Source organism: Terriglobus sp. YAF25, from assembly GCF_052113305.1.
GTDB lineage: Bacteria > Acidobacteriota > Terriglobia > Terriglobales > Acidobacteriaceae > Terriglobus.
On sequence record NZ_JBFRCY010000605.1, the window covers coordinates 1 to 2,904 of the forward strand.

Consider the following 2,904-nt stretch of genomic DNA (forward strand, 5'->3'; position numbering starts at 1 on the left):
ATCCTGAGCGTAGCGAAGGACCTGGTTTGTGCTGCCCATGCTATCCACCCAACCCGTACTCCCGTCGAGTTTGCTAGGCTCAAAACATATGAAGGTTCTGGTAATCGGTGGTGGCGGACGCGAACATGCTCTCGTCTGGTCGTTGCAGCAGAGTTCCAAGGTAAGTGAAGTCGTCTGTGCGCCCGGCAATGGAGGCATTGCCGCGATCGCGCGCTGCCTGCCGGTCGATGTGAAAGACGTGGCCTCGATGCTCGCCGTCGTCGAGCAGGAGCAGCCCAGCATGACCGTCATCGGCCCCGAAGTTCCCCTCGCCGCCGGCATCGTCGACGCCATGCAGCAGCGCGGCCTGCGTGTCTTCGGTCCGACACAGGCCGCAGCCCAGCTAGAGAGCAGCAAGGCCTTCGCCAAGGAATTCATGCAGCGCCGCCGCATTCCCACGGCCCGCTACGCCGTATGCACCTCGCTGGAAGAGGTACGGAAGTCGCTGCCCATCTTCCATACGCCCCTGGTGGTGAAGGCCGACGGACTGGCCGCCGGGAAGGGCGTGGTCATCTGCCAGACCAAGGCAGAGGCGGAAGAGGTCGCCGCAGGCATCTTCTCCGGCTCGCTGCTCGGCACAAGTGACACCCGCCTGGTGCTGGAAGAGTTTCTCGAAGGCGAAGAGGTCAGCTTCTTCGCACTCTGTGACGGCAGCCATGCGATTCCCATCGCCGCGGCGCAGGACCACAAGCGCGTGGGCGAGGGTGACACCGGACTGAACACCGGCGGCATGGGCGCATACTGCACCGATGCGCTGCTGGAGCCGACCATGGTGGACTGGCTCACCACGCACGTCACACAGAATGTTGTCGACGGCATGGCCCAGGAGGGCACACCCTTCACCGGCATCCTGTTCTGCGGCCTGATGATGACGGCTCGCGGCCCCATGGTGCTGGAGTTCAATACGCGCTGGGGCGATCCGGAGACGGAAGCGATTGTGCTGCGCCTCGAGACCGATCTCTACGATCTCTTCGACGCCGCGATCGACGGTCGTGTGAACGAGGTGGCTGTCCGCATGAAGCCCGGCGCCAGCGCCTGCGTGATCGCGGCCAGCGGAGGCTACCCGGGCAGCTATCGTTCCGGCCTGAAGATCGACGGCCTCACCCCGACCAGCGGCACTGGTGCGGTGCAGGTCTTCCACGCCGGAACCTCACTGGTCGATGGCGAGTTCCGCACCGCAGGTGGACGCGTGCTTGCAGTCTCCGCCGCCGCCGACGATCTCAAGACGGCGCTCGCGATGATCTATGGCCGGTTGGAGAGCATTCAGTTCGAAGGCATGTTCTATCGCCGCGATATCGGGCACCGCGCCCTCACAAAGGAAGGATGAGCATGAACGCACCTGTTCTCTCCGCTGACGAAATGTTGCTGTGGCACACCCAGACCTCGGATCGTCTTCGCGGGTTGTTGGAACAACACCCCGAAGCGCTGGCGTTTCCCTGCGACATCGCGAAGGTGAGCACGCTCGGCGGCCTGCTGCAGCACATCGTCGCCGTCGAGTTGCGCTACGCCGAACGGCTTGCAGGCGAGCCGGCAACCGAGTACGACAAGATCCCCTACGGCACAGTCGCCGAAGTCTACGCGACCCACGACCGTGCAATGGATCTGTATCGCAAGGTCCTGGCCGACAGCAGCGTGAACTGGGACGAAGAGATCGAGTTCGTCACCCGCTCACTGGGCTCGATGGTGGCGACGCGCAAGGCGGTCTTCTTCCACGCGCTGACCCACGCCATTCGCCACTACGCGCAGATCACGACACTGCTGCGTCAGCACGAAATCACCATGAAGTTCCCTCTGGACTACCTCTTCGTGGCCGCGAGGCGCGTATGAAGCGGGCAGTCGCCGCGCTCCTCTTACTCTCCGGTACCCTCTTCGCCCAGCAGGGCGTGGTGGTCAAGCGCCTCGGTGCTCCGGATGTAAAGATCGAACCGGCGATCTGGGTTGGCGACCTGCTGTATGTCTGCGGTGTGATGGGCACGCCGGATGAGCCGGGCACGCCGCCGGTCTTCCACCAGAACACGGAACAGCAGACACTCGGAGCCTTCCGCAACATCGAGAAGGTGCTGAAGGAACAGGGCCTGGGCCTCGGCGACATCGTGCAGATGCAGGTCTTCCTCGCACCCGATTCCAAGACCGGCGTCATGGACCTGGACGGCATGAACCGCGCCTACCAGTCACGCTTCGGCAGCAAAGAACAACCCAATAAGCCAGTCCGCGCGACAGTCCAGGTCAGCCGCCTGGTAGTCCCCACAGGCCTGATCGAAGTCATGGTCGTCGCTGCCCGTTCTAAGAAGTAACGACCGCGCGGGAGAAGGCTTCAGGTTCGGTGAGCGTACACACCCGTTGCCCCATTCTTCGCGGCTTCATCGCGAAGGGTGGGGTCCCCGGCGAACTTGCTCACTGGGGCTTAGCGTGGGGTATCGCGCTGTGCGCGACCGTCTTTTTGTCTCGGGCACGATAAGAAAAGTATGGGTGGAGAAGCAGATTTCTCCGCTTCGCTGGGAAATGACAAACCTCAAAAAGCGGGTCCTTCGCTTTGCTCAGGATGACAAACAAAAGATACGGTCTCGCTCCGCTCGATACCCACCCTTTCGCTTCGCTAAAGAATGGGGCAACGGGTGTAGCGCGGTTATTGAATATGTCGATACACGGCGGTGTGGCCGAAAACTACCGATCTAAACCTTCACCGCCACCGCCGGCAGAATCTCATCCACATCCACCCACTGCGTCGGATAGTTCCCCGTGTAGCAGGCGGTGCAATAGCTGTTACCGTGGGGCTCGTACGCTCCACAAGCCTTCAGCACACCGCCAAGCGATAGATACGCCAACGAATCTGCCTCGATGAACTGGCGGATCTCCTCAATAGTG

3 protein-coding genes and 1 pseudogene are annotated in these 2,904 nt (G+C 62.1%); 3 read left to right on the plus strand and 1 reads right to left on the minus strand.

Annotated features, from left to right (window positions below; all coding sequences use genetic code 11):
- The first annotated feature begins 88 nt into the window (after positions 1–88).
- Genes purD through AB4043_RS20950 form a run of 3 tightly spaced genes read left to right on the plus strand, consistent with a single transcriptional unit; the run spans position 89 to position 2,333 of the window.
- Positions 89–1,366 (plus strand): phosphoribosylamine--glycine ligase, encoded by a 1,278-nt coding sequence (purD, locus tag AB4043_RS20940; RefSeq protein ID WP_442303393.1) that lies wholly within the window; start codon positions 89–91, stop codon positions 1,364–1,366.
- A 2-nt stretch (positions 1,367–1,368) separates the two neighbouring features.
- Positions 1,369–1,866 carry a DinB family protein gene (locus AB4043_RS20945; protein ID WP_442303394.1) on the plus strand — a complete coding sequence of 166 codons (498 nt, stop codon included), beginning with the start codon at positions 1,369–1,371 and terminating at the stop codon, positions 1,864–1,866.
- Complete coding sequence (locus AB4043_RS20950) at positions 1,863–2,333, plus strand: Rid family hydrolase (RefSeq protein ID WP_442303395.1); 471 nt, start codon at positions 1,863–1,865, stop codon at positions 2,331–2,333. The genes AB4043_RS20945 and AB4043_RS20950 overlap by 4 nt, the downstream gene beginning before the upstream one ends.
- 378 nt (positions 2,334–2,711) lie before the next feature.
- Here the strand turns inward: AB4043_RS20950 and AB4043_RS20955 are convergent.
- Positions 2,712–2,904: pseudogene (locus AB4043_RS20955) on the minus strand (amidophosphoribosyltransferase); the annotation flags it as partial.